We start from the raw sequence: 24343 nt of genomic DNA, 5'->3' as shown, positions 1-24343 counted from the left end.
TTTTAACTTCATTGATAACGCTTTACACGTTACATCGCCGAGAAATGTTCTGATCACAACAGCCCCGGCAACCTCAGCAGCTCGTAGCTACTACCGATTAGCCGTTGCTATCTACTGCGACCCCAAAATATTCGATTAACGTCGTTAGTCTACCGCACTATAGCGCATATAGCGTATCAAGTGTCCCAATTTTTTCGCCAGTTTCACGAAAAGCGGGCCACTCGCGCGGAATTAGTACAAGCCGAACACACCAGTCGGTCGGAATACCATCGCAATAACTTCCAGCGCGAAGAACAAAACGAGGACTGATAGGTCCAGGCCCACGCCGCCCCCAAGGTTGAGGGGAGGAATGAGTTTTCTCAGAGCTTTGACCGGTGGGTCTGTGACAACAAAGAAAGGCTCCGCAGCCAACGCAAACCACCGCGGAGGCCGCCAAGACCGGGAGAAACTGGCGATCATTTCAACGACGATCCTGACGATCAGGATGAAAGAGTAAATCCGCGCGATCGTATAGATAGTGAGCGAAAGAGCAGTCACACGTGTCCTTTACCGCATTAACAAATAATTTCGATACAGCGTACCGGACGGACGGGGCTTAGAGAGAGTCGGGCTCTTTCAGCTGCTCTTTCTGCTCGTCGTCCAGCCTGACGCCTTTCGGAATCAGCGCAAACTTGCGCGGAGTAAGCTTCTCGGTCCGCGCGTCGAGCGCAATCTGAATCCCTGCAGCGAAGTCGGCCACACGCTGCGCCTGGGACTTTTCCATCGCCGATACGTCATAAACGACGATGTCACCATTGCGGAACGCTTCCCCAATTTGGCGGGCTTGCCGGAACGAGGCCAGGGTTATCCGCACAATCTCGGGCTCACGAGGCGACTCTGTCGTCGTTCCCCGGGATTCCGGCGTCGACGAGGAGTAATAACGGGATCCACCGTAGCTACTCCCCGACCGATAGCCATAGGAATCGCGGGGATAAGAGTCGGCGTGGGGCTCACGCTCTACGGGGCGATCGTCGTAATCGTCGTAGTCCTCGTAATCATCGTCATAATAACTATCGCGTTTATAGTCTTCTACAGGCTGAAGGCCGAAGAATTCTTTTACTTTATCCATTGAGCCGGCCATAGTAAGAGTCCTTCCTCCGTTGATATGCTCACAAAGTTACTGGCCTAGAGCCAAGAATAGCTGTTCCGACACGCACAACTGTTGATCCGGCCGCAATCGCATTTTCCAGATCGCCCGACATCCCGGCCGACAAACCCCCGCGACCTTCATGCTTCTGGCGAATGGCCTCAGATAATTCAGCAGCGCGGGCAAAGACCTGTGCTGAATCATCATCCCGCGGCGGCACCACCATCAGCCCCTCAAGGGTGAGATACTGCGACGAATTGACGGCGTCTGCGAGGGAATCGAGATCATCTTCCTTCGCTCCGCCTCGCGACGGATCACCGTCGGCACTCCATTGAATAAAAACTGGGAGCTCATCGACGTTCTCGTGCTGTGTGCTTACACGGTCACCCGCGTCCAGCGCACGCTTCATGCCGTTATCAAGACCATGAACAATTTTGAGCCGATCAACAGTGTGAACCCGGTGAGCCCACCGTGCAATGTGATTAGTCTTCTTCGACTGCACCTGGCCGATCATGTCGATATGAAGACCCACCCCATCTTCGCCGAGCCGGCGGGCTTTATCGCGTGCTTCCTGCTCACGGTTTTCACCCACCACGGTGACCCCACAATCCGCTAATGCCTGGAGGTCCTCGTAGGGGTGAAACTTTGTGACCGGCAGTAGCTCAATATCTTTAGGATCTCGCCCTGCTGACTCAGCTGCGCGTGCAATGCGACGGGATACCTCGTCAAGGCGGGACGACAACTCCGCTTTCCGTTCGTCGTAGGTAGCCATCACCAGCCCATTCCTTTCCAGCTACTCACATTCTTTGACTGCCAGCAAACTCTTTACCGGTCAGCCGCATACCCGCTTGTCAGCGACGGCGACGCGATCTTATGTCCACGCCTCCGACGGCATCCACACTGCGGCCGCCTGCCTACCTGTCGTGCCCTCACGCCTGTACGAGAAGAACGTTGCGTCCTCACTAATCGTGCACCGGGGATCCGCATCAATCGCCGTGACACCCATACTCATCAATTGACGAACCAGCCCTCGTCGTAAATCGAGGCTCGGAGTTCCCCATTGCGTGGTGCTCGATGACCCGGGCAGGTGCTGCTCTACATCACGGACCATATCAGCGGGCACTTCGTACCGCTCTCCCGACGCAGCCGCGCCCATCAGTGCGTGCATGTGTGCCGACTTGGCCCCACAGCGGATCATCGTTTCCACCGTCGCTTTGACGATCCCGTTGCGCGCGCCCAATCGACCCGCGTGGACAGCGGCAACAATGCCGGACACGTCGTCGGAGAGGAGCAACGGCACACAGTCCGCAGTGAGCACGACCAAGGCTAAGTCACGTTCGGTCGTGACCATCGCGTCTGTTGCTTCAATTGGGCTTGTCATCGAACTATTAACGACCGTGACCGTCGGGGAATGAATCTGTTCCATATAGAGAACACGATCCATGGGAAGACCCAGAACCCGAGCAAAGTGCTCGCGGTTCTCGGCGACGGCAGCTGGGTCATCGCCGACGTGATCGCCGAGATTGAATGATTCATAGGGCGCACGGGAAACCCCGCCGGCTCGCGTAGTCATGACTTTGCGAACGCGACGGGGTTCTGGAGTGGGATTGTTAATCGTCACGCCATCCTTCTGTTTCTTAACGACTTGTTTCCGATGACCCGGATTCTTCACGCTGGCCCGGATCTTTTTTAGGAGAAGGGCAGGTCCAGATCGTCATCGTCGTCGTCAAAGTCGTTACGGGAGTCATTCCCCCGCTGTGGCTGAGCTCCACCACGCTGCAGATCGGATTGATCCTCAGAGAAGCTATGCCGGCTACCGGAGGTGAAAAGCCCGCGGTTTGCCTCGGACTGGTAGGACCCACCGCTGCTCTGGGGACGCCCTGCAGATCCGTCGGACTGTCCATAAGGCTGCCGGGAGCCGCTCTCCCCAGAGCCACCGATCGGTTGCGACCCGGCGGACGCTCCGAAACCACGGTCCGCAGAGCTGTGCTCACGGCGCTGGAAGGAAGACGTCATCTGCTCACGAGCGCCCGCGGAACCCGACGATGACGAACTCGCCGGCTGGCCGGAGAACACGTCACGGGCATTCGATTCCCGTGGTGCAGGTGTCGTTTGAGAATTCGCCGGCTGAGCAGCATGAGCACCGCTCGACTGCTCGGTGCTGTCGTCAAACCCGGTAGCGATCACGGTGACTCGAACCTCGTCGCCGAGGTTTTCGTCGATAATCGTTCCGAAGATGATGTTGGCATCGTCAGAGGCCAAGTTGGCAACGACATTAGCTGCATCGTTGACCTCGAAGAGGCCGATGTCCGAGCCGCCTGCGAAGGACAACAAGACACCGTGGGCGCCCTCCATGGTGTTTTCCAACAGAGGGGAGCTAATGGCCAGTTCGGTAGCTTGAGCGGCACGCCCTTCACCACGAGCAGCACCGATTCCCATCAAGGCCGAACCAGCATCCGACATGACTGAGCGAACGTCGGCAAAGTCAACGTTAATGACGCCTGGGGTGGTAATCAGGTCGGTGATGCCTCGGACACCATTGTGGAGAACTTCGTCAGCCTGGCGGAAGGCTTCCATCATGGAGACGTTCTTGTCGCCCATCTGAAGCAAGCGGTCATTCGGAATGACAATCAACGTGTCACACACTTCGCGCAAAGCTTCGATGCCCTCAAGAGCCTGCTTCGTACGACGCGGCCCTTCGAAGGTAAATGGACGGGTCACAACGCCGACGGTCAACGCGCCTTGCTTCTTCGCGATGCTCGCGACCACCGGGGCGGCACCCGTTCCGGTTCCACCACCTTCACCTGCGGTGACGAAGACCATATCCGCACCCTGCAGGGTGGATTCAATCTGGTCACGATGATCCTCGGCAGACTTCCGGCCTACCTCAGGGTTGGCGCCAGCCCCCAGGCCACGAGTCGCTTCGCGGCCGATGTCAAGCTTGACGTCCGCGTCAGTGAACATAAGCGCCTGAGAGTCGGTGTTCACGGCGATGAACTCGACTCCCTTGAGGCCATCTTCAATCATGCGATTGACAGCGTTGACGCCGCCGCCGCCAACGCCAACCACTTTGATGATGGCGAGGTAGTTATCCGATGTCGTCATGGTTGTAGGGCTCGCCTTTCGTTACACGATCTATCGCTATCGAACTGTACGGTCTGCGCAAAGACTACAGGATGTTGCCACCTTTATTGCAGAGGCGCAGCGGCCCGTAGCAAAGAATTTTATTATTTACGTTTCTATAATGCTTGTGAACAGACCAAACACGTGGTGACTAATCCATTCGGCGTGTCGCAAGTCTAAACCTTAACTTTAGGCTTTACCTGCAGTTATGGTTCACACTATTCCTTGACTGAGACCTGAGCCGGGTTGGAAACATCCCATACACGTCCTTCTCGCTGAAGCACGGCCTTCGTCGCTTCTGCTTTAGACGACGCATTATTACTCGTTCCCCATTTCACCGTTTTCTCGTCTTTGAAAACTAACGAAATATTATTTTCATTCTGGGCATCAATATGGTCAATATCGCCGACGATACCCGGCGCGTGCTCGTGAACAGCCTGGGCGACGTGTGCCACTGCACGTGCAGTCTCCTCATCGGGAGAAGTGTTCCCATCCAGCTTCAATGCCCCGTCCGGATGCGGGGAAACGTCGAACTCTCGCCCGTTATCGTCGAAAAGATGATCTCCATCATCGTCAACGTAGAACGCGACGGTTGCTTCCTTCACCGAAATCGAGATAGTCCGCGGCCAGGAGCGCTCCACCGTAGCCTTCGTCACCCACGGCAATCCGACAACATGTGACGCTGCGGCATGAGTATCAATCCGGGTCATATTCTGACCCTCGTGAATCCCCGAGGCGGCAATGATGTCCTCTTTCGAGGTCTGCTCATTACCTTTCACAGAAAAAGAGGACACGGTCAGGATAGGAGCGATCCGGAGAACCACCGCACCGACCACAAGGAGAAGCACGATGATGAGAGCTGCTCCCCACCACCGGCGGCGACGTCGGCGACGGCTCTCACCCTGCGATTCTTTACGGCCACCGGAATGAATGACACGTGAGTGCTCCCTCTCTTCGTCAGAGTCGACGGGGGAACCAAAATTGTCGATGGGTACGCTGCGCCCCGGCTGTCTGCCTTTAGCGCCAGCGTTTCTACGCGACGCTTTTCGTGAGCCTCTCACTAGTTCTTCCTACTTACCTCTCACCCAGGTCACGTTGTAACCTACTGCACCGGTTCATGCAATGCTGCAACAATTGGATCTGCCAGCATAGTCACGGTTCCTGCGCCCATCGTCAAAATGATGTCGCCAGGCCCAGCGATACTGCTCACCATGCGAGGAACCTCGTCGACTCGATGGGCGGCGTGCGCCGAAATAGTCATCTGGTCGATGATGAGATCACTCGTCACCCCAGGAATGGGCTTTTCACGGGCACCATAAATGTCCATCACGATGGCCTCGTCGGCGAGGGACAAAGCCTCAGCAAACTCCGAAGCGAATTCCTCAGTTCGGGAATACATGTGCGGTTGGAAGACAACAATCACTCTGCGCTGGTGGCCTTCCACAGGATCCATTGCCTGAATCTTTTCCCGCGCTGCGGTCAACACCGCCCGCACTTCGGTCGGGTGATGGGCGTAATCATCGTAAACAGACGCTCCCTCGTAATAAACATGCGAAATAGTCCCGTGTGATTCGAACCGACGGCGCACGCCCTGGAAGCCGTTGACACCACTCACGGCGCGCTCACGGTCAGCCCCGACAAGAACCGACGAGACAATTGCAGCGACGGCATTGAGAACCATGTGCTTCCCGGGGATATGCATCTCAACGCGGTGAGTGCTCGTTTCCGCCTCATTCGCCTCGCCAGCAGAGTTGTTAGCCGACGCATGTGCGGGTAGGGAAATCCGGATCAGCGCATCCGTGCGGTCAGGCTTCGGAGTGATCTCTGTAATTTCCGCACCCACCGGGATCGACGGATGGCGCGTACACGCATCACTCGTTCCATAACCAATGACGTTTATTCTGTTCCCTTGCTGCACAATCCGCTCAGCCAGTGCCGCAGCGTGCGGGTCATCCACGCAGACCACCAAATATCCACCGTCGACAATGCGGTCCGCAAACTCATCAAAAACGTGAACATACGATTGTTCGGAACCATAAAAATCGAGGTGGTCCGCCTCAATGTTGGTCACCACCGCAACATTGGGTGAATAGGTCAACAACGACGCGTCGGACTCATCTGCTTCAGCAACGAACACTGAGCCCGTGCCATGATGCGCATTCGTCCCGGTCGTGGAAAGCTGTCCACCAACAGCGAAACTGGGATCCATGCCTGCCTGTTGCAGCGCGATAACTGCCAGCGACGTCGTCGAGGTTTTTCCGTGAGTCCCGGCAATGAGTAAAGCATCGTGGTCAAGCAGAAGTGCGCCTAAAACGTCGGACCGCGTGACCACCGGGATTCCCCGTTCACGAGCGCTCACCAGTTCCGGATTGTCCTGGGGAATAGCAGCAAACGAGGTCACCACACATGTCGGCGTATCGCCCGCCAAGTCCAGGTTCTCCGCCTTATGTTCCGTGGCAATCACAGCTCCGGCGGCTCGTAAAGCCAGGATGGTGAGCGAGTCTTTCATGTCCGACCCGGTGACCGTATATCCGCGGTCTAACAAGATCCGGGCCACCCCAGACATGCCGACACCGCCGATGCCCACCATGTGGACATGTCGGAGTTCATCGGGGGTTATTGCATGTGCCGGATTGACACGTCGGGCATGACGCTCTAAGTGCATGGTGTGCCCAGCGTCCTTCGTCTGCCCGCTGGTTTCGTCGTTATGTGCCACTACTTCGCTCCTTGACTGTGAACAGGTAATTAGGGGAACAGCTACATGGACGTCATCGAGCTGCTGCAATAACGCGTTGAGCTATGTCATCGGCGGCATTGGGGTTGCTGCTTTTGGCCGTTTGCTCCGCCATCACCGTTAAGACATCAGGGTTCGTGATCATGGGAATCACCTTGTCGACGATGGTCTGGCTGGTGAGGCCGTCGTCGTTAATGAGTATGGCCCCGGCGTTGTCCACGACGGGCTGGGCGTTCAACGCCTGCTCACCATTGCCATGCGGGAGTGGCACATAGACGGCCGGGAGTCCGACAGCGGACACTTCTGCGACGGTCATTGCCCCCGACCGGCAGAGAATCATGTCTGCGGCGCTCAATGCCAAATCCATCCGCGAGATATAGGGAACGCCGATATAGGGCGGAGTTCCATCCTGGTGATCAACGTCTATTGAGTTTTTCTTCCCATAGGCATGGAGCACCGAGACCCCTGCTTCCCCGAGTTCGCGTGATGCACCGGAAACGGCGTTATTGATGGACCGTGCCCCCTGGGAACCACCTGTGACCAGCAACACTGGCGCGTCGGGATCCAAACCGAAATACTCACGGGCCTCTGCACGAAGTCCTGACCGGTCGAGCGAGCTGATCTCTGAGCGGACCGGGATCCCCACGATCTCCGCGGAAATACCTGATCCTTCAACGGCGGCTAAGCCACGTCCCCCTAAGCGAATTCCCAGCTTATTGGCCATACCGGCTCGCGCGTTCGCCTCATGCACGAAGAATGGGATGTGGAGGGATTTGGCCGCGAGATACGAAGGGGCCGACACATAACCGCCGAACCCGATAAGAACATCGGCGTTGACATCGCGCAAAATGTCTTTTGTTTGGTTGACCGCCCGACGGACACGGTGTGGAACAGAAAAAAGTGCTTTATTAACTTTGCGTGGGATTGGTACTGGGTCAATCATCCGCAGGTCATAACCACGTTCGGGAACGAGAGTTCCTTCGAGCCCCTTCGTCGTCCCTAATGCTGTGATCCGTGCAGAGGGCACACTGCGACGAACCGCGTCGGCAACTGCCATCGCGGGCTCGATATGACCGGCAGTGCCACCACCAGCAACAACAACGGAGAGCTCTCCGTCCGTATCCTGTGACCTCTTCATACACCCACCTCAGGAATAGCGCTACATCATCGACGTAGCCTTATTTGTGCCTTAAAAACGTGTCTCATTCATATTAACGACGAGTCCCGTCGTCGAATGGCCCAAAGGAACCATTCGTCGTACCGCAATCAGATTGATATGTACGCCGGCTGCCGTTTCTGGACCGCCGACGAGGCGCACGGTCATGGGCCCGTTCCCGCCGTTGGGTCGCGGATCCCGAGCTTGGCTGCCTATTGACCTCGTTACGTCGACTGCGGGGCGATCCGTTCCGACGAGTCACTGGTTCTCCGAACCTTTGGACCTCGTGGTGTCTGTCGGAGAGCAAACCTCGTCGCGACGACCCCGAACGGCCTCCGGATCTCCCTCGCGCACCGGCACTCTTCCGAGACCCGTTGCCATTCCGCGATCGCGGATCGTCGTCGTCAACCCATGGGCCTCGACGCAACGTTGAAGGATCAAACGCACGCGGTTCCGGGAATCCCAATAATTTATCGACGACGGGGCGGCCGTAGGTCTGCATCGACGACACTGTCTCAGGCTCATGTCGGGCACAGTTAAGAAGCAACCCCATCGATACCAGAGTGATGATGGCCGACGTTCCGCCGGATGAAATCAACGGCAGCTGAATACCGGTGACGGGAAGAAGCCCCGTCACGTAACCAATGTTGATAAATGCCTGGATGACAATGCCTGTGGTGACCGTCGCAGCCATGAGACGAAGGAAAGGATCCGCCTGGTTTAACGCGATGCGCATTCCTACCCAGCCCAAGAGGGCGAAGAGAAGGATGACGATGCTGGCGCCGAGGAATCCCATTTCTTCACCGACAACGGCAAAGATGAAGTCGTTCTTAGCCTCGGGAAGGTAAAACCACTTGGCACGCGATTGGCCTAGTCCCTGCCCCAGGAAAGAGCCGTCGCCCAGGGACAAAAACCCCTGGTAGCTCTGGTAGGCCGTGCCTTGTGTATTGGGGAATTTACCGAAAAGGGTTTCCCTAAACACTTCGACGCGGTTGGACCGATACCCGGCCGTCAAGGTCAGAAGAACAGCGAGGCCCAAGCCGCCGGCGATGATCGTCGTCGTGACCCACTTGGGCACACCCACAAACCAAGCCAGAGCGAGGAAAACGATCATGACCGACGCGACCATGCCGAGGTCACGCTCAAGGGCAACAAGAACGATCACGAGCACCACGATCGCGGTGAAAAAGCCTAAGACCTCGCGGATTGACCGTGCGTAGAGCGCTCTCTCGGACAGAACTGCAGAACCCCAGACCGCGATGGCTAGCTTGGCAACCTCTGACGGCTGAATGGTGACAGGCCCCAGGACGAGCCATGATTGGGATCCCATCTGCTGAAGACCAGTTCCCAGACCTGGAATCAGAACCAAGATCAACAGAATAACCGCGAGCCCCATAGCCCAGGGCGAAATTTTCTTAATGATGGCCGGGGACATTCGGATAGCGAAATACAGACCGACGAGGCCAACCACGACCATCCCGGCTTGTTTGAAGAAATCCGTCCACACACTGTTGGAATCTGCCAGCGACGATGCCATCGAGCTGGACAGCACCATCAAGAGCCCCACGCCAGTCAGAATCGCTGTGATCGCGGCAAGGATGTAGTAGTCAAACTTCGGCGTTGATGTCGCAGCATCAATCTTGCCGACGACTCCTTCCCACCATGATCGCGCACGGCGGGACCTCGTTCCTTGGTCAGATTTCACTGTCACGATCCCTATCCTTCTGTACCGCGCCCATAACGACGAGCAGCTTCAGCGAAGAGGTCGCCACGCTGGCTCATCCCCGTGTACATGTCCAAGCTAGCGGCAGCGGGCGCGAGAAGCACCGTGTCACCAGGTTGTGCCAACCGGGACGCTGCCTGGACGGCTTCATTCATCGCGATCACTGGGTCGGTCGACGTAATGACGGTCAAAGGAATGCGGGGATGAATGGTAGCGAGACTCTGGCGAATGATCTCTCTATCCTGTCCCAAAACAACCGCTGCCGAAATACGGTCGGCATTCTTGTGAATGAGATCATCAATCTGGGCACCTTTGAGCTGCCCACCTGCAATCCACACACATGACTCCACCGCACTTAAAGCTGCGTCCGTCGCGTGAGGGTTGGTCGCCTTCGAGTTGTCGATCCATCGGATGTCTCCAGCTTCGTAGACGACTTGTCCACGGTGCTTTTCGACGACAAAGGAAGACAGCGCTCGAACGATCGCGTCTGGCTCCACGCCCTGTGACCGGGCAATGGCTGTGGCCGCAAGCGCGTCCGCGACGCCAGCCGGACCGGGGGGAGAAATTCTTGTCGCATCTGCAATATCCACGCCCTCCGAATGAGCGGGGACGCACGCGCGGTCGACGATCCTGCCGTCGATCACCCCAACTTGGCCTGCACCGGGCTCCCCCATCGTGAATTCGATAACACGACGAGCCGGAGTGTCACCGCTAGAAGAGGTTGAAGAAAGTTCCATGTACCGCTCAGCTTCGCGGCACACACGCTCATCATCCGCATTGACGACGATGACTGACCCTCGGTACACCCGCGCTTTATCCGCCGCGTAGGCATCCATCGAGCCATGCCAGTCAATATGGTCTTCTGCAAGATTTAAGACGACACCGGCATCAGGGGTGAGCGTCGGCGACCAGTGAAGCTGGAAACTGGAAAGCTCCGCGACCATGACACTGACCCGCGGAGTCTGTGTTAGCGCAGTCCCGACCGCTACCCCGATGTTCCCCACTGCCTCAGCCGCTGCTCCGGATTCGACCATCATCGATGCGAGCATCGACGTGGCGGTTGTTTTACCATTCGTCCCGGTGACGGCTAACCAGGTGCGTGGTTCTCCAAAACGGCCATCACGATCGGCACACCACGCCAGTTCAACGTCACCAATGACCGGAATTCCTTGCTCCTGCGCGTCGCGTAGCAGGGGCGTGTCTGGCCGCCATCCTGGCGACGTCACGATCAGCGAGGCTTCGTCGAGACGAGAATGAGCCTCCTCGACGGTCATGGCAGATCCGCCGTGGCGGTCTGCAAGCTCACTTGCTGCAGTGAAGTTGCTATCGATGATGCACACCGACCATCCGAGTTGTGTGGCTAGGTCGTCAGCTGCGCCTCGGCCCGATACCCCAGCGCCAGCAATCCACACTGGACCTTGAGGTTGAGGAAGATATGACGATGATGTCTGGACGTGAGACATAATGATGTTCTCTTTCCGTATGGGGTCTCGGGTTTGATTAGGTCCACCCTAACCAGTCAGCGTAAAACATACTCACCCCAGCGACCGCGAACATCGCCGTGAGCAGCCAAAAGCGGACGACCACGGTCGTTTCCGCCCATCCTCCGTTTTCGAAGTGGTGGTGGATGGGTGCCATGCGGAATGGCCGTTTACCTGTTGACCGGAAGCTGACAACTTGAATAACAACGGAGATCGTTTCCGCGACAAACAAAGCGCCGATAACGATCATCAGCAATTCGGTCCGTGAGGTCACAGACAAGCCGGCAACGAGTCCACCCAGGGCCAACGACCCGGTGTCACCCATGAAGATTTTCGCCGGGGCCGCATTCCACCACAGGAAACCAAGGCACGCACCCAATCCGCACGCTGCCAAAATGGAGAGGTCTAGGGGGTCTCGCACCTGGTAGCACGCAACCGACGCGTTAGAGGCACACGAGTTGCGGAACTGCCAAAAGGTCATGATGGAATACGCGGCCATCACGATCGCAGTTGTTCCTGCAGCAAGGCCATCTAGACCGTCGGTAAGGTTCACGGCATTCGACCAGGCAGTCACCAAAATGTAGATGAACAGCAGGAATATGAGGGTTCCAATGATGCCGCCGCCAATTGCGATATCAAAGGTATCGATATCGCGGACGAAGGATAGCTTCGTCGAGGCGGGCTTCAGGCCGTGTTCATTGAGGAACAAGAGGCACAGCACCCCGAAACCGATGGCGAGAACGGCCTGGCCCAGCAGCTTTCCTTTTTTGTTCAGGCCAAGGTTCCGCGCCTTCGCCAATTTGATGTAGTCATCAAGGAAACCAAGGAACCCCATCCCCACTGTCAGGCCGAGAACTAACAGGCCTGACGCTGTTGGCTTGTAGCTCGACGGGGTAAACACAGAGGCGAGGTGCGCAAGAAAATACCCACCGACGATGGCGACGATGATGGCGATACCACCCATCGTGGGAGTTCCGCGCTTGCGCAAATGCGATCGCGGGCCTTCCTCACGAATTTCCTGCCCCAGGCCTTCGTCGGAAAAACGACGAATCAAAATCGGGGTAAAAAGAATTGCAATAATAAAAGAAACGGCGCCGCCGATGATGATATGAACCATTACTCTCCGTTCCCTTCATCCTGACCGGACAAAAGCCCTTCCGCGACTCTCCACAGTCCATCTGAGTATGAAGCCTTGATAAGGACAACATCGTCCGGACGAACTGACGACCACACATTATCGACAGCTGCATCGACATCGTCCACGTGGGTCACATCAACGCCCGAATCCTTAGCTCCATGCGCTAAAGCCCGCTGGTTAACACCATTGCCGACGACAACAACGTGGTTGATCTGGTGTCGGCCCAGTTCTTCACCGATCGAGTAGTGCTCGTCGGTGGCGGAGGCTCCCAATTCACCCATTTGGCCTAAGACTGCCCAGGATTGGGCATCCTCCCGCGCCTGAACGGTGGACGCCAAAGCTGCGATTCCTGCGCGCATTGAGTCAGGGTTCGCGTTGTACGAATCGTTGATGATGGTTACTCCGTCGCGCCGATTGCGCACATCCATCCGATTCGCGCTCGCCGCGGTGTGGTGGGACAACGCAGTGGCGATCTCATCCACGGACATCCCGACGGCAAATCCCACCGCTGCGGCTGCGAGCGCATTCGCAACTTGGTGCTGCCCATAAACTTGCAGCTGCACGGGGGCGGACTCCCCCGTCGGCATTGTCAAGGTAAAGGATGCACGGGCGGAGCTATCGAGAACGACATCAGTGGCGATGACAGCGTCGTGGTCATCGGCCGGGTCATCACCAGCTTCTCCAGACTTCACCGAAAAAGTGATCACACGGGCCGAGGTCCGTGGTGCCATGCCCGATACCAAACGATCATCGGCGTTAAGGATCGCAACGCCACCGTCGTCAGCCGACGGCAACGCCTCGACGAGTTCACCTTTGGCTTGGGCAATGGCCTCGCGGGATCCAAATTCGCCTAAATGAGCCGTACCAACGTTAAGGACTGCACCAATCGTCGGAGGCGCAATCCGCGCCAAGTGAGCGATGTGGCCGATTCCGCGGGCACTCATTTCGGCAACTAAGAATCGCGTCGATTCGGTGCATCGCAAGGCGGTGTAGGGGTGCCCAATTTCGTTATTAAAGGACCCGGGTGGTGCCACCGTCTCCCCTTGCGTCCGAAGGATCGTCGCAATCATGTCCTTCGTCGATGTTTTCCCGGCGGAACCCGTCACACCGATCACACGTAGGCCATGGTGAGCGACTAATTCGGTGACCGTGTGGTGAGCCAGCTTACTGAGAGCAGCCAATGCCGCTTCACCTTCCCCATCGCGGTCATATTCCAGCGCGGTGGCATTGGTTTCCACGTGCTCTACGTGAGGAATGATGACGGCAGGTACACCCATATCACGTGATAGCAGGGCGAGAGTAGCGCCGTCTTTAATGGCTTGGGCGGCGAAATCGTGGCCATTGACACGGGCACCCGGCAATGCCAGAAATACTGAACCAGGGGCAATCTTCCGCGAATCGAATTCGACGGGCCCTGGTACTACCGCGTCGGGGTCAATATTGACAAGATATCCGCCGGTAATATCCGCGAGACGCCCCGCCGTCATGGGAATCATGGTTGGCTACCTCTTTCACTACGCCCGTACATGTGATGGCACATAACTACTTTTATTTCTCCACCGAGCTATTGAGTTTATCTTCGATGCTTCGGCGCGTTTCGACCCGATCGTCAAATGGATGAGTTGTATCACCAATCAGCTGGCCAGTTTCATGCCCTTTACCTGCGACGATAACTGCGTCACCCGGCTGGGTCCACTGGATTGCTGCGCGGATCGCTTCTCTGCGATCACCGATCTCACGAATGGTAGGCCGATGCTCCGAACCCTCTGTTTTTACTTTATTGCGAGGTTCGTCCGCACGGTCAACATCTACATGGTCAGCCACTTCCTTCGCCCCTGCCACGACTTGTTGCCGTATGGAAGCTGGATCTTCACTACGCGGATTATCATCGGTGACAATAACTAGATCGCTGCGTAGCGCTGCTTCACGTCCCATGATGGGGCGTTTCGAATGATCCCGATCTCCGCCGGCACCGACGACGATTGCAATCCGGCCCCGCACATGTGCACGAAGCGTATCCAAGACGGCAGCGATCGCCCCCGGTTTATGGGCATAGTCCACGACGGCCATAAAATCTTGGCCACAATCAATACGTTCTAATCGGCCGGGCACGGTCACGGTCGAGAGCCCCTCAATGGCGTCCTCGGCTTTCATCCCGGTCTTCACGAGGAGCCCCATCGCCAGCATCGCATTAGCGACGTTAAAACGGCCGGGCATCGGTATATGTAGCGTCATCTCGTTCGCGCCGAAGCCGTACAGCTCGGCCGTCTGCACACCGTTATCCATGACGGAGGATGGCCCAGCCCACACATCCGGCTGAAGCGATGCGTCATGTTCCGACGCAGCTTCCGTCGACACCGTGAACGGATGTGGCAGCATCGTCGCTAATCTCTGCCCCCACGCATCATCGATGCATACGACGGAGGTCTCCGCATGCAGGGGCGAATCCTCCTTGAACAGCCGCGCTTTCGTCTGGAAGTAATCCTCCATCGTGGGGTGGAAATCCAGGTGATCCTGGGACAAATTAGTGAACCCCGCGACGGAGAAATGAGTCCCCAATACACGACCCAACGCAATCGCGTGACTGGAAACCTCCATGACCACGTGCGTCACGCCTCGCTTTTTCATCATGGCGAAAAGTGCTTGAAGGTTAGGGGCTTCGGGGGTGGTGAGAGTCGAAGGAACCTTCTCCCCATTAATCCTGGTACCCGTGGTACCGATCAGCCCGGTTGAAATGCCGTGATGAAGGAGAGCAGCTTCAACCATGTAACTCGTGGTGGTTTTCCCTGCTGTCCCGGTAATACCGATCACCGTCAAGTCGCGGGAAGGGTGATCATAAACTGCCGACGACACCTCCCCGAGCACTGCACGAACGTCATCAACGACGATAATCGGCAGGTCCTCACGCGTGACCTTTTCTACCCCATCGTGATCAGTCAAGACCGCTGCTGCCGATGAGGAGTCCGCAAATTGTGCGCCATGGACATGGAGCCCAGGCACCCCGGCAAAGAGCCCACCTTCTGGCAAAGCCTGAGCATTAAGCCCAATATCCGTGACGACGAGGTCCGGGTCATCAGTCCGAATGAGGCGGCCACCCGATATTTCCGCAAGTTCTTGCAGCGTTGCCATGACAATCTCCTTGATCACGATCTAGACGGCGAAGGATAACGCGATAAACGATGCTTCCAACAGTAGAAATCTTGAGCTACCCTGCCTGCAACAAGAGGGTGTCACCTGGTTCTTTCGACGGCGGGATGTTGTAGCGGTTAAGCGCCCACGATGCGATGTCGTGGAACAGCGGCGCTGCCGACTGACCGCCTTCGCCATGAACGCCACGAGCCGGGTTGTTCAACATGATGGCAACGACGAAGCGTGGGTCGTCGGCCGGGGCAATCCCGGCGAATGTGATCCAGTACTTCGAATTGGAATATGCACCGGTGTCCGGGTCAACCTGTTGGGCTGTACCCGTCTTACCTGCAATTTGATACCCGTCGATGGCCGCGCCGGGGCCTGTACCCTGCTGGTTTCCGCTGTCCTTCTGGACAACCCCGCGGAACATGTTGCGGACCGTTCGTGCCGTCTGGGCACTCACCACCCGTGTTTCGCTGGGAGCGTCAGTGGACACTTCTTTTCCGTCGGGGTCTTTAATGCTCTTCACGATTCGGGGTTCGATACGCACCCCGTCATTAGCGATGGTTTGATAGATGCTCGCCATCTGAAGGAGGGACGTGGAAAAGCCCTGGCCGATGGGGAGGTTCGCATATGTACCAGCCGCCCACTGGGAGCGCGGAGGAAGAAATCCGCTGGTCTCGTTGGGCAGCTCGACGCCTGTCGCTTGTCCGATCCCGAATTTATTCAGGTAATTATTAAATGAATCCGGTCCGACTCGCTGAGCGAGCATCAAGGTTCCGACGTTGGACGACTTACTGAAAATACCTGTCGTGGTGTACGGAGTGACGCCGTGATCCCATGCATCCTTGACAGTAACGCCGGAGTCATTAATTGACCCTGGTACCTGCAGAACTTCGTCTGGCGTGGTTTTCTTGTCCTCAATCGATGCAGCGGCGGTAATAACCTTGCCGACCGATCCCGGTTCGAAGGGGTTGCTTATCGTCCGGTCGCCGAACTGCTTGCCTTCCTTGAGCTGCTTTTCGATGTCTCCATTCGGATCAATCGTTCCCGTCGTAGCCATGGACAATATGTGGCCTGACTTGGCGTCGAGCACCACCGCACTAGCGTCCTCGGCACCGGAATTGGCTTTGGCTTGTTCCAGGCTCTGCTGCACGAAGGTCTGCATGTCGTTATCTAAGGTCAGCTGATAGCTATCGCCATCAATCGCTGGATGTTCGTCCCGACGAGAACCGGGGATCGCCATCCCTTGGGCGGCTATATCGACGGTATAACTTCCGTTCGTCCCCTGGAGGTCAGAGTCTTGCGAGAGCTCCAGCCCGAATTGGCCCGATCCATCCTGGCTTATCTTGCCAAGAACATTTTCGCCGATAGCACCATTCGGGTATTGGCGGACGTCTTGCCGCTCCGCAGTGATCTCTGGATACTTCTTAACGATCTTTTCCGCTTTATCCGGATCGACGTTTCGCACCAGAACGGAATAATCATCATCGGAGGTTAACTTCTTTTCAATATCCTCCGACTTCACATCATCCGCTTTGTCGTCATCACCAATCATCCGAGGAAGATCGTCGGCAATATCCTTCATCCGCTGGTCAGGATCTGGATAACTATCGGGGTTAATCTCATGCCGCTTCTCCATGAAGCTGCGCAGTTTGTTCGGATGCACGGACAGCAGTGACGATTCCATGGTGTAGGCAAGATCCTCACCATTAGTGTCGGTGATAGTCCCTCGTCGGGCCGGTTCGGCGATTTTTACTCGACGCTGTTCTTGGGCCTGCGACGACAAGTTCGGTCCAATGATGAGCTGGACCCATACAAGACGCAAAATAAGGACGATCAGTAAAGCGATAATGATCGCCCGGAGAAGATTGAGGCGCCGCATGGCTGCCTTGGCGCCTGTTATTAACGATGTCCCCGCCATGCTGTTACGTAGCGGTGCATCAGGAGAGCTCCCTGTTCTGGGATTCCGGGGCCGACGAGATGAACTGTTACTCATGGATTCTCCGGTCCCCCTTCTCATGCCTCATTTACCTGATCACCACATATCTTCTACAGATTACTGCCGCCACCTCAAGGTGGGCGATGTTCCGCACTCACATCCGGAACCCTCGCAAAATAGTACACAAGCAACCTGACACATCCGGTTCACCTCACACCACCCAGCCTGACCTGCGACGATCCACAGATCAGACTGTGCCCGAGCAGCCCTAGATAGCTTTAGGGCGTCGGCACGGCAGCATCGCCCCCCGGTGCAGCTTCCGGCGCAGGGTTAGCGTCGTTCGCCTGGTCTGCAGGTAATGGGGCTTCGCGGTCAAGTCCTTCACCCTGACTAGCGGCCTGGTTAGCGCCCTGCGTCGCTACTGCCCCAGCCGTATTGTCCTGGTACGGAGCCAATTGCGCTGGTCGGTTGTTGTCACGGCCGGACGAGGAAGAAGACGTAGCAGACCGTGACGTATTTTTCGTTTTCTCGGGATCCGACGAGGCCTTCGCCTTGGGATCCGCACCGCTATTGATGTCGTGAATCTCGTGAGTCTTTGAAGGATCGGCGGCCCTATTCTCAACCACGGAACCGTCGGGATTGACGGTCATAATTCCCGGCTGATCAGGAACAACCATGCCGTCCTCCGATGCCTTCTTGGCAACTTCCGAGTCAGAGCTTGCGTTCTTGACGTCGCGATGCAGCCCTTCCAACTCGTTATCCAGAGTTGTCTTCTGGTCTTTCGCTTTCTGGATGGCGAACGACTGCTGCGTCGTCACTCCAGAAAGGTACATCGTGACGCCCACGCCGACGCCGATGAACAAGATACATACGACGATGAACTGGATCGTGGTCCTCTTGACTCGCCGTTCTTCGGAAACGACGCGTCGGCCTCGGACGGAGATAACCTGACGAGAGCCCATTCTCTTCGCGGCGCTCGTCCTCTTTTTCCTCGCTACGGACGTATTCGAGGAGCGGAGGTTATTTCCTTCCCGACGCGACCGAACCGGCGTTTCTGCTCGTCGGTCACGTGAAGTGGTCCGCGTCAACGTCGCCGTAGAGGCGCGCCCCGCGGTGTCGACGTCATGGTCGTGGCTTGCCCGTCGAGCTGTTGTTCCAGCCCCTGTCAAGGTAGTCATTGTTCTCCTTCGACGTCTTCGCGGTGTGAAATGCTCTGTTGTGCGGAAGAGACCAGGTGTTCTCTTCCCTCTCGGTGGGCCTCATGCCGGGATCCTGATCGAGCTGAATATGTGGTGGATGATCCCGAAGCCCTCGCCGGAGTACTGCCCGGCGGCGGACTCGAGTGCGAGTAGCCCGTTCTCTCTACGGCACGGACGCGGACCGAATGTGCGCGCGGATTCTTATTATTCTCCTGCTCATCAGCCTTTTCCGAACCCCGCGTCACCAAGTGAAAATCGGGGGCACTGTTGGGCAAATCGATAGGAAGCCCCGGAGGGGTCTTCGATTCGGTCAGCGCCGCCAGTTCCCTCTTCACAATTTTGTCTTCAAGGCTTTGGTAGCTCATGAACACTGCCCGGCCACCAAGGTGGAGGTAGGAGCAGACTTTCGGAATGACCCGACGCAGAGCATCCAGCTCAGCATTGACCTCAACGCGCAAAGCTTGAAAGGTCCTCTTCGCCGGATGGCCCCCATGACGTCGCGCCGAGGCTGGAATTGTCGCGTAGATAAGGTCCACTAACCGCTGCGACGTGGACCAGGGTTCTTTCTCACGTTCACGAACAATGGCGCGAGCGAGAGGCCCAGCAAAGCGTTCATCGCCGTATGTTTTTAAGATGCGAGCCAGCTCGCCGTGGCTATACGTATTAAGGACATCGGCAGCCGTTTTGCCCGTCGACGTATCCATCCGCATGTCCAGCGGACCGTCGTCACGATAAGTAAAACCCCGGTCCACCTGATCTAGCTGCATCGAGGACACACCAAGATCAAAGAAACCGGCGCTGAGACCGTGCGCATCGAAAGCGTCGACAACTGGATGATCAGCATCGTCTAATGCCTCATCGAAGTTGTCGAAACGAGCATGTACTGGGTAGAACCGGTCCTGAAATCGAGACAGCCGCTCAGTGGTTCGGGAGAGTTCCTTCTTATCGCGGTCGACTCCGATGACCATTGCCGACGGAAAACGCTCCAGGAAGGATTCGGTGTGTCCGCCGGCTCCGAGGGTGCCGTCGAGAATGACGGATGGTGCCGAGTTCTCTGATGATTCTGTGACCGTGGGAGCTATCAGCTCGACCATGCGTTCCAGCATGACGGGAACGTGACCATGCGTACCAGTGTGGCGGTCGGCCATTGTCCCCTCTTTCATCGTCGCGGTCAGAATATTGGGCGGTCGTGGTGATGGAGAGGAATGTAAACAGGGCCCTACCCGCTCAGTGCCTGGTGTTGGGGAAGTACATCAGGATCCAAACGGGCAGAGGCCTGCACACATTCCTTACACTGGCTGTAGATCATTGCGACGGTCGACCATATGGTTGGTGAACTAAAGGAGTCCTTAGAGGAAGTCCATGAAAGCAGCATCGTCACCGTTGGCGTAGCTTTCTTCATGTTCGGCTTGGTACTGATTCCACGACTCCGCATTCCAGATTTCGACGAAGTCAACAGAACCAATCACGACGCATTCTTTGCTTAACCCTGCGTAGCGACGATGATCAGGCGAAATCGTTATTCGCCCATGACCATCAACAGATTGTTCATCCGCGCTGGCCGCTAAGTTACGCACAAATGCGCGAGCCTCCGGGTTCGTTCGAGATGCAGCAGCAGCTTTGCGAGCGCGTTCGAGGAACACGTTGCGCGGATAGATGGCTAATGAATGGTCTTGGCCTTTCGTCACCATCAAGCCTTCTGCTAACTCATCGCGAAACTTGGCCGGAAGAGTCAAGCGTCCTTTGTCGTCCATCTTGGGGGTGAAAGTACCGAAGAACATGACCTTCGGACTCCTTCCCTCAACATCGACGATCCACATCCAGTCGATTGCCGTGTCGTTATCAGCGCCGGCCGCCAACAACGACAGTCATCTACAGAAATAGTGCGACGAACTTACCTTGTCCGCCATTGGCACCCACTTTAACCCACTCTGCCCCACAACGCACCATTGGCACGACGCTTTCAGCAAATCTTTAGCTTTTTTTCATTATGTCAACACGACACAATCACAGGCCACACTTGTGATACTACTGTATTTTACCCCATTGACGTGCAAAAACATCTGAGAAATGAGCACGACAGCCGACGCTAGGAACGTCGATTAAACCTCTTCGCCGGGAGTCGCCATTCAACCCCGACGAGGGCATACGCGGGCCGGCCGCACACAATGTGCAGCCGAAAAACACACCTGAGTCGTGCCACTTCCAGCACATAAGTCCATTCATTCCCCATCAGCCAGAGAAATAACGGCATTTTTAGCGAAAAGCTGAGAAATAGCGAGCCAGAGTGGGTCAAAGTGGGGGATTTTTGAGAACTGGCCTGAGACATAAGAAAAAGCCCTGGTAATGAGCTTGTCAACTCACCACCAGGGCTGCAGTGTCTTCTTAGACAGTTTTACGTTGTATGGGAAGCCTTTCGCCGAACCCTCGGCTCCCATACGCAAAACTCAATTCACATATGGGAATCACGGTGGGCTTTAGCGCTCGAAACGTCGACGGAAATTCTCTTCCATGCCGCCCGGCCGGCTACTCAATGACGACTTACGAGCTTTCCGCTGCTTCTTTGTCGCCTTGTCAGAACGATCCCCCACTGTGAGTTTCGACGAGCGGTCACCGCGTAATCCGATCACGCCGGCGGCGAACATCACCAAGAACCCGGCAACCGACATCACGACAAACCACAGGCTCGCTTGTGATAGAGCTATTCCACCTACAAGTAAGACGAGGCCAAGGATCAGCAGAGCAACGACTTTGACGAAGGCGCCACCACGCTGGATTGACCCGACGTTTTTACCAAAGTCTGGGTCTTCCTGATACAGAGCATTCTCGATTTCGTCGAGGACACGCTGCTCTTGCTCTGAGAGGGCCACAACTCCTCCATTTTCCATGAAAGTACCGTTTTCTACCTGGCATAACGCAACAGGTGTCAAAACAGTTCCGTTTATAACCTCATTGTAACCACCATGTACCCCCATTTCTCCACCCCGGTGCACGAAACAATGAATGCCGTCACCCTCAACCCCCGGAAGGCGCTCCCACACCCCTTTTGAATCAACTTCGTTAAGCCTTCCAGGTTTTAAGCGGCAGCCGGTATCCATGCATACCGATCATTCACAGCAGCGCGGAAATCCAACACGAGCTGCTCAAAATACTCTACATAAGCAACCGTCAGGGACGGAGACAATCCCAGACGAACGCGTTCTTTTATGGGCGAATACTTCCGGAAGACATCTGCCCACGGGGCCAGCTGTCCGCCATAACGAGCAAGCAGAGTCCACGCATCGCCCTTAGGCTTCCTTTTTCGGCTCGCAATAGCATCTTCGATAACAGCTCCAGCGAGTCGGAGCGCTGCGTAATAAGAGTCCAGCAAGCGTCGTTCCAATTCATCCTGGCTGACGTCGTCAGTCTTGTTAGCCAGTAATGCATCCGCTTTCCTGAGAAAACTCACCGTTGCCGCGTTCATCATCATCCACTCCTTGGAGCCTTCGTTTCTACGCTTTCGAGCAAGCACTGCGGTTACCGAACAGCGTCGCTACCCATCGATGTCTTTTTCGAGCGCCTATTTCCTTGTTGACACTTGACACACTACGAAGAGGTGCGGACATAAGAGTCGAACAAAACTAGAAAATTCGAACTTATATTCGAAATCGACGGCAGGTGACTCCCCGCTTCTCCCGGTTAACTCCCCCACCCCGGCTCGCGCGTGGTTTCATTAAAGAATGCCCATCACTTTCACGACGTTGACCGCAGCGCAATTTCGTCGACGAGTCCCCGAAATGGTCTCCATTTATATCCGTGCGATGGGCTACAGCTCCACTATCTCGGGCGCGCGACAATCGGCATGGAACACGCACTCGCGATATCTTGGCTTCCACTCCGTCGCTGCTATCGAGCATCCTGCAGGAGAGGAACCAAATCCTAAAGATCCCACACAGCCCATCCGCGGTTTCATCTACGGCTATCGAGGGGGGAACGGGCAATGGTGGAATACACAGGTCAAAGCAGCTCTCATGGTTGCCGGAGTTCCGCCGTCTCTACGCATCCAGCTTCTGGACAACTACACGGAACTCACCGAAATTCACGTGGACCCGTCGTGGCAAGGTAACAATATTGGCCGACGCTTGCTGACTATCTTCGCGGACAGTCTCACGAGCCAGCGGCTACTTCTTTCCACCCCCGAAGTCACCAGTGAAAACAACCGCGCATTCCACCTCTACCGACGACTAGGATTCACCGACGTCGTTCGGAATATGCACTTCCCCGGTGATCCGCGTCCGTTTGCAATCCTCGGCAGCCGGCTGCCCCTTGGGGACAACTCATCACTGATTTAATGACCCACTGTAGAGGTCATCGGACCGCATCATGACCGTGATCAGTCCCCCACGCCGGAGCCATCCCTAAATTGTGCAGCACTTCCTGCGTCGCACGCGCAAAGTTCAACGTCATAAAGTGCAGGTCAGGCGCGCCTTCACTGATCAGACGCTCCGCCATCGCCGTCGTGTGAGCAATCCCAATCTTCCGGATTTCCTGGCGAACGCGCGGATCAGAGGGATCACCAGTGACAGTAGCTTTTTCCAGACGTTCCTCGAGATCTGCCGGAACACGACACCCCGCCAACTCACGCTGCCTGCGAAGAGACTTCAACGAGGTAATGGGCATGAGGCCAGGAATCACGGGTTTGGCTCCATGGACCGGGTCTGCCGCAGCGAGTCGATCACGAAGACGCAGGTAATACTCCACATCGAAGAACATTTGGGTAATGGAGTAGCTCGCGCCGGCCCGAAGTTTCGCGATCGTATAGGCGGTATCCGAATCCAGATCGGTGGCACGATAGTGCTTATCAGGAAACGACGCGATACCAATCTCAAATTGTCGCTGTGTATCGCACTCTTGAATGAGCTTGATCAGGTCAATGGCATGCTCCAAACCACCCGGCGTAGAGACCCATTCACCCGTGGGATCCCCTGGCGGATCTCCGCGCAGCGCCAAAATATTCGTTAGTCCGCATTCCTGATAGCTTGCGATAATCTCCTTCAGCTCATCCACCGTGTGCTGCACCAACGTCAAATGGACAAGCGTCGTCAAAGGAGTGTGTGCCAGCTCCTGGCCGATCCGAATAGTACGGCTACGGCTCGAACCGCCTGCCCCATAGGTCACCGACACAAAGCTCGCACCAAGATCGTGAAATGTCGCCGCGGCATCATTGAGACGACGTTCCGCAGCGTCATCACGCGGGGGCATAAATTCCACGGAAAACGGCACAGGACCCGGCGTCGGCAAGGAAATAGCCTGGGAAACCGGGACTTGTTGATAAATAGGCCGAGGTGGACGATTCGTGGGCGTATGCGCCGAGTTGGGCGAGGACATAAATAGGTATCTTAGAAAAAGAAAGGTGCGACAACCAGTAAAACTGTCAGCTAATGGCGCGAAAAATACGTCGGTGTTGAATCCACGGTGTTGGTCATGGTGATCAACCGGGTTAGCTCGGCGCGTCCATGGTGCCGTGTAGTTTTACCTTTATGCTCCTCAACCACCCATACCCCATACGTGAATCGTGAGTGAGTTCGCTATCGTGACTGATCAAATAGGTGC

General features: G+C 56.3%; 21 protein-coding genes. 1 reads left to right on the top strand and 20 read right to left on the bottom strand.

The genetic code is table 11. From position 1 onward, the window contains the following. Window positions 1-231: 231 nt before the first annotated feature. From CKROP_RS03710 to CKROP_RS10645, 19 genes are all read right to left on the bottom strand, one after another. The gene (locus tag CKROP_RS03710; RefSeq protein ID WP_041628789.1) at window positions 232-537 is read right to left on the bottom strand and encodes a YggT family protein; all 306 of its coding nucleotides are present in this window, start codon (window positions 535-537) and stop codon (window positions 232-234) included. A gap of 58 nt (window positions 538-595) precedes the next feature. Beyond that, entirely contained in the window at window positions 596-1108 is a 513-nt protein-coding gene (locus CKROP_RS03705; RefSeq protein ID WP_237698440.1) for a cell division protein SepF, read from the bottom strand. Between the two features lie 40 nt (window positions 1109-1148). Beyond that, window positions 1149-1898, bottom strand: coding sequence for a YggS family pyridoxal phosphate-dependent enzyme (locus CKROP_RS03700; protein WP_012731397.1), 750 nt, complete (start codon window positions 1896-1898; stop codon window positions 1149-1151). 99 nt (window positions 1899-1997) lie between these two features. Next, window positions 1998-2699, bottom strand: coding sequence for a peptidoglycan editing factor PgeF (gene pgeF, locus CKROP_RS03695; RefSeq protein WP_081429474.1), 702 nt, complete (start codon window positions 2697-2699; stop codon window positions 1998-2000). 116 nt (window positions 2700-2815) lie between these two features. Further along, a complete protein-coding gene (gene ftsZ / locus CKROP_RS03690) occupies window positions 2816-4231 on the bottom strand; it encodes a cell division protein FtsZ (RefSeq protein ID WP_012731395.1) in 1416 nt (471 codons plus the stop codon). A gap of 236 nt (window positions 4232-4467) precedes the next feature. Beyond that, window positions 4468-5310, bottom strand: a complete 843-nt coding sequence (locus CKROP_RS03685; RefSeq protein WP_012731394.1) for a cell division protein FtsQ/DivIB — start codon at window positions 5308-5310, stop codon at window positions 4468-4470. Between the two features lie 41 nt (window positions 5311-5351). Then, complete coding sequence (gene murC / locus CKROP_RS03680; protein WP_052292459.1) at window positions 5352-6914, bottom strand: UDP-N-acetylmuramate--L-alanine ligase; 1563 nt, start codon at window positions 6912-6914, stop codon at window positions 5352-5354. Window positions 6915-7017: 103 nt separating this feature from the next. Then, entirely contained in the window at window positions 7018-8121 is a 1104-nt protein-coding gene (gene murG / locus CKROP_RS03675) for an undecaprenyldiphospho-muramoylpentapeptide beta-N-acetylglucosaminyltransferase (RefSeq protein ID WP_012731392.1), read from the bottom strand. Between the two features lie 73 nt (window positions 8122-8194). Next, window positions 8195-9850, bottom strand: coding sequence for a peptidoglycan glycosyltransferase FtsW (locus CKROP_RS03670; RefSeq protein WP_148209635.1), 1656 nt, complete (start codon window positions 9848-9850; stop codon window positions 8195-8197). Between the two features lie 5 nt (window positions 9851-9855). Further along, window positions 9856-11328, bottom strand: a complete 1473-nt coding sequence (murD, locus tag CKROP_RS03665) for a UDP-N-acetylmuramoyl-L-alanine--D-glutamate ligase (RefSeq protein WP_420838946.1) — start codon at window positions 11326-11328, stop codon at window positions 9856-9858. 34 nt (window positions 11329-11362) lie between these two features. After that, window positions 11363-12460, bottom strand: coding sequence for a phospho-N-acetylmuramoyl-pentapeptide-transferase (gene mraY / locus CKROP_RS03660; protein WP_012731389.1), 1098 nt, complete (start codon window positions 12458-12460; stop codon window positions 11363-11365). Further along, complete coding sequence (locus tag CKROP_RS03655) at window positions 12460-13977, bottom strand: UDP-N-acetylmuramoyl-tripeptide--D-alanyl-D-alanine ligase (RefSeq protein WP_012731388.1); 1518 nt, start codon at window positions 13975-13977, stop codon at window positions 12460-12462. Before CKROP_RS03655 ends, mraY begins: the two co-directional genes overlap by 1 nt. A gap of 52 nt (window positions 13978-14029) precedes the next feature. Further along, window positions 14030-15610 (bottom strand): UDP-N-acetylmuramoyl-L-alanyl-D-glutamate--2,6-diaminopimelate ligase, encoded by a 1581-nt coding sequence (locus CKROP_RS03650; RefSeq protein WP_012731387.1) that lies wholly within the window; start codon window positions 15608-15610, stop codon window positions 14030-14032. A gap of 76 nt (window positions 15611-15686) precedes the next feature. Beyond that, window positions 15687-17609, bottom strand: a complete 1923-nt coding sequence (locus CKROP_RS03645; RefSeq protein ID WP_012731386.1) for a peptidoglycan D,D-transpeptidase FtsI family protein — start codon at window positions 17607-17609, stop codon at window positions 15687-15689. A gap of 221 nt (window positions 17610-17830) precedes the next feature. Next, window positions 17831-18730: a cell division protein FtsL gene (gene ftsL / locus CKROP_RS10650; protein WP_012731385.1), complete on the bottom strand. Its 900-nt coding sequence runs from the start codon at window positions 18728-18730 to the stop codon at window positions 17831-17833. Then, on the bottom strand, window positions 18727-19899 hold the full coding sequence (gene rsmH, locus CKROP_RS03635; RefSeq protein WP_012731384.1) for a 16S rRNA (cytosine(1402)-N(4))-methyltransferase RsmH: 1173 nt from the start codon (window positions 19897-19899) through the stop codon (window positions 18727-18729). The genes ftsL and rsmH overlap by 4 nt, the downstream gene beginning before the upstream one ends. Window positions 19900-20100: 201 nt before the next feature. Continuing rightward, window positions 20101-20532: a division/cell wall cluster transcriptional repressor MraZ gene (gene mraZ / locus CKROP_RS03630; RefSeq protein WP_012731383.1), complete on the bottom strand. Its 432-nt coding sequence runs from the start codon at window positions 20530-20532 to the stop codon at window positions 20101-20103. A 696-nt stretch (window positions 20533-21228) separates the two neighbouring features. Beyond that, complete coding sequence (locus CKROP_RS03625) at window positions 21229-21621, bottom strand: DUF3040 domain-containing protein (protein WP_041629225.1); 393 nt, start codon at window positions 21619-21621, stop codon at window positions 21229-21231. A 206-nt stretch (window positions 21622-21827) separates the two neighbouring features. Then, entirely contained in the window at window positions 21828-22220 is a 393-nt protein-coding gene (locus CKROP_RS10645) for an SAV_6107 family HEPN domain-containing protein (protein WP_148209634.1), read from the bottom strand. 250 nt (window positions 22221-22470) lie between these two features. Here CKROP_RS10645 and CKROP_RS03615 point away from each other — a divergent pair, with 250 nt between their 5' ends. Further along, on the top strand, window positions 22471-23082 hold the full coding sequence (locus tag CKROP_RS03615; RefSeq protein WP_012731380.1) for a GNAT family N-acetyltransferase: 612 nt from the start codon (window positions 22471-22473) through the stop codon (window positions 23080-23082). Between the two features lie 16 nt (window positions 23083-23098). Here CKROP_RS03615 and CKROP_RS03610 read toward each other — a convergent pair whose 3' ends face one another. Then, window positions 23099-24118: a methylenetetrahydrofolate reductase gene (locus tag CKROP_RS03610; protein ID WP_012731379.1), complete on the bottom strand. Its 1020-nt coding sequence runs from the start codon at window positions 24116-24118 to the stop codon at window positions 23099-23101. Window positions 24119-24343 lie beyond the last annotated feature (225 nt).

The organism is Corynebacterium kroppenstedtii DSM 44385 (assembly GCF_000023145.1).
Classification (GTDB): Bacteria; Actinomycetota; Actinomycetes; order Mycobacteriales; family Mycobacteriaceae; genus Corynebacterium; species Corynebacterium kroppenstedtii.
This window is presented reverse-complemented; position numbering and strand designations above follow the sequence as displayed.

Bases quoted from the DNA above. Each gene is read 5' to 3' on its own strand.
- CKROP_RS03705 (WP_237698440.1), bottom strand. From the start codon at position 1,108: ATGGATAAAGTAAAAGAATTCTTCGGCCTTCAGCCTGTAGAAGACTAT.
- murG (WP_012731392.1), bottom strand. From the start codon at position 8,121: ATGAAGAGGTCACAGGATACGGACGGAGAGCTCTCCGTTGTTGTTGCT.
- CKROP_RS03655 (WP_012731388.1), bottom strand. From the start codon at position 13,977: ATGATTCCCATGACGGCGGGGCGTCTCGCGGATATTACCGGCGGATAT.
- pgeF (WP_081429474.1), bottom strand. From the start codon at position 2,699: ATGACTACGCGAGCCGGCGGGGTTTCCCGTGCGCCCTATGAATCATTC.
- CKROP_RS03645 (WP_012731386.1), bottom strand. From the start codon at position 17,609: ATGAGTAACAGTTCATCTCGTCGGCCCCGGAATCCCAGAACAGGGAGC.
- mraZ (WP_012731383.1), bottom strand. From the start codon at position 20,532: ATGTTCTTCGGTACTTTCACCCCCAAGATGGACGACAAAGGACGCTTG.
- murC (WP_052292459.1), bottom strand. From the start codon at position 6,914: ATGCACTTAGAGCGTCATGCCCGACGTGTCAATCCGGCACATGCAATA.
- CKROP_RS03610 (WP_012731379.1), bottom strand. From the start codon at position 24,118: ATGTCCTCGCCCAACTCGGCGCATACGCCCACGAATCGTCCACCTCGG.
- rsmH (WP_012731384.1), bottom strand. From the start codon at position 19,899: ATGGCCGACCGCCACACTGGTACGCATGGTCACGTTCCCGTCATGCTG.
- CKROP_RS03700 (WP_012731397.1), bottom strand. From the start codon at position 1,898: ATGGCTACCTACGACGAACGGAAAGCGGAGTTGTCGTCCCGCCTTGAC.
- CKROP_RS03650 (WP_012731387.1), bottom strand. From the start codon at position 15,610: ATGGCAACGCTGCAAGAACTTGCGGAAATATCGGGTGGCCGCCTCATT.
- CKROP_RS03615 (WP_012731380.1), top strand. From the start codon at position 22,471: ATGCCCATCACTTTCACGACGTTGACCGCAGCGCAATTTCGTCGACGA.
- ftsZ (WP_012731395.1), bottom strand. From the start codon at position 4,231: ATGACGACATCGGATAACTACCTCGCCATCATCAAAGTGGTTGGCGTT.
- CKROP_RS10645 (WP_148209634.1), bottom strand. From the start codon at position 22,220: ATGATGATGAACGCGGCAACGGTGAGTTTTCTCAGGAAAGCGGATGCA.
- mraY (WP_012731389.1), bottom strand. From the start codon at position 12,460: ATGGTTCATATCATCATCGGCGGCGCCGTTTCTTTTATTATTGCAATT.
- ftsL (WP_012731385.1), bottom strand. From the start codon at position 18,730: ATGACTACCTTGACAGGGGCTGGAACAACAGCTCGACGGGCAAGCCAC.